The following is a 2030-nucleotide window of genomic DNA, read 5'->3' on the forward strand; positions in this document are numbered from 1 at the left end:
CTGCATAAGGCAGCGACTCTTTTTGTTATGCAAGATTAGTTCATCCAAGTTGCGATCTGGCGAAGTGTTTCGGCGATCGCCTGCTCAAGCTGCGTCGTCGATTCCTTGAATGGATGCACAGTATTAAAAGTATGATTACCGCCGGGAATCTGGTGCCACGGGATATCCGGGCGAGCCTGAACCAGTGCGTCCGAGCCGTCACGCAGCCGTGTGCCGTCCTCTGTTCCCTGAATAAGTGCCACACGCAGAGGGGAAGAAGCCAAACGATCAATGATTGCGTAACGCTCCTTATGCACGTCCAAGTCTTCCAGAATGGACACGTCCAGAGGCATCTGCTGGCCAGTTCGCCCGTTCGTGACATGGCTGCGGCCCTGTGTGCGCATTTCTTCTTTTTGCTCAGGGGTAAAGAGATCCAAGTTGGTTACGCCGTTCCATGAGAGTACGCCTGCAATCTGTTCGGGATGATCCAGTGCGTACACGAGGCTTACGCCAGCACCGCGGCTATGTCCAAGTAGAAATACCGGCAGTCCGTGGAGTTCTGGCTGTGTGGACACATAATCAAGCAGTGTTGCCAAGTCGGCAAGCTCCCGGCTGTACGTATTGACTGCAAACTTTTCAAGTTCAGAAAATTGCTCCAGATCTTCTCCAACTCCGTTGTGAGAGAAATTGAAGGTCAGGACGTGATAGTTCTCGCTTAGCTGCGATGCAGTGTAGGGGAACATGCCCCAGTCTTTGAAGCCTTTGTAACCGTGAGCTAGGATAATGATTCCTTGAGCGGGTTGCCGTGCAGTGAATATATTTCCGCGAATGACGGCATCTTCGCCTGCAGGCAGTTCAAATGCTGTGGACATATCTTATTCCTCCTAAAGTTTCTTCTATTCCCGATTCATATTTTAACATAAATGGTAATGTGGACGGAGGTACTCGCATCCATGAGCGCCTCCTGCTACAATAGAATACGTGTTCGGATAAGTTATGGATCAGATGACCGAATGGAGATCGTTTACAGCATAAAAGGTTAAGCGGGTGAAGCGTTAATGATATATGGCATTGGAAATGACGTACTGGAGATTGGGCGTATGCGCAGGCTGTTGTCAGGTCAACACGCCGAAGCGTTTATGAAGCGGATTTTAACGCATGCAGAGCGGGAGATTGCGGATCATCGGGGAAAACGGATGGTAGAGTTTGTATCTGGTCGATTTGCAGCGAAGGAAGCGGTATCCAAGGCATTTGGCAGCGGCATTGGGAGCATGATGAGTTTTACCGACATTGAAGTGCTGCCTGATGCGAAAGGACGTCCCGTTGCCGCACTGTCTGATGAAGCATGGGAACGACTGCAACTGCCATACGGCAAGCAGTATGATATTCATTTGAGTATTACGCACCAGACGGAGCTGGCTGCGGCCTTTGCTATTGTAGAGCAGATGGGGAAGACGTTGCCTGAATCTGAACAGTAACAATGTGGGAGAACGTGTGAAGAACGTAAGCATGGTAACAGGAGAGGACGGGAATATGGGTTTATTGGAACAGAAACGACATTTCAGCGTGAATTTGCTGGATTGGTATATGGTCAACAGACGGGATTTGCCGTGGCGTCGCCACAACAATCCTTATTTCACGTGGGTATCGGAAATTATGCTGCAACAGACTCGGGTGGATACGGTGATTCCGTATTTCAACCGTTTTATTGGGAATTTTCCGACTGTACAGGCTTTGGCTGAAGCACCGGAAGAAGAGGTCTTGAAAAATTGGGAGGGGCTCGGATATTATTCGCGTGCCCGCAATCTTCAGGCAGCTGCCAGACAAGTCATGGAGCTGCACGGTGGAGAGATGCCGCAGGACAAGCAGGCAGTCTTTGCGTTAAAAGGGGTGGGCCCGTATACAGCCGGGGCCATTCTCAGCATTGCCTTCAACCAGCCGCAGCCAGCGGTGGATGGCAATGTGATGCGGGTCCTGTCCCGATACTTCCTCATTGATGAGGACATTATGAAGGGCAGCACCCGGGTGTTGATGGAAGAGCTCGCGGGAGA

The 2030-nt window shown here is 50.7% G+C and carries 2 protein-coding genes and 1 pseudogene; 2 read left to right on the forward strand and 1 reads right to left on the reverse strand.

From position 1 onward, the window contains the following. Nucleotides 1–35: 35 nt before the first annotated feature. A complete protein-coding gene (locus tag A6049_RS32205; protein ID WP_063568462.1) occupies nucleotides 36–851 on the reverse strand; it encodes an alpha/beta hydrolase in 816 nt (271 codons plus the stop codon). A 186-nt stretch (nucleotides 852–1037) separates the two neighbouring features. Between A6049_RS32205 and acpS the strand changes: the two genes are divergently transcribed. After that, nucleotides 1038–1457 (forward strand): holo-ACP synthase, encoded by a 420-nt coding sequence (acpS, locus tag A6049_RS32210; protein WP_063568463.1) that lies wholly within the window; start codon nucleotides 1038–1040, stop codon nucleotides 1455–1457. Between the two features lie 55 nt (nucleotides 1458–1512). Beyond that, nucleotides 1513–2030 (forward strand): annotated as a pseudogene (locus tag A6049_RS32215) (A/G-specific adenine glycosylase); the annotation flags it as partial.

Origin of the sequence: Paenibacillus sp. O199, assembly GCF_001636635.1 — a bacterium.
In the GTDB taxonomy this organism is placed as follows: domain Bacteria; phylum Bacillota; class Bacilli; order Paenibacillales; family Paenibacillaceae; genus Paenibacillus; species Paenibacillus marchantiae.

Bases quoted from the DNA above. Each gene is read 5' to 3' on its own strand.
- A6049_RS32205 (WP_063568462.1), bottom strand. From the start codon at position 851: ATGTCCACAGCATTTGAACTGCCTGCAGGCGAAGATGCCGTCATTCGC.
- acpS (WP_063568463.1), top strand. From the start codon at position 1,038: ATGATATATGGCATTGGAAATGACGTACTGGAGATTGGGCGTATGCGC.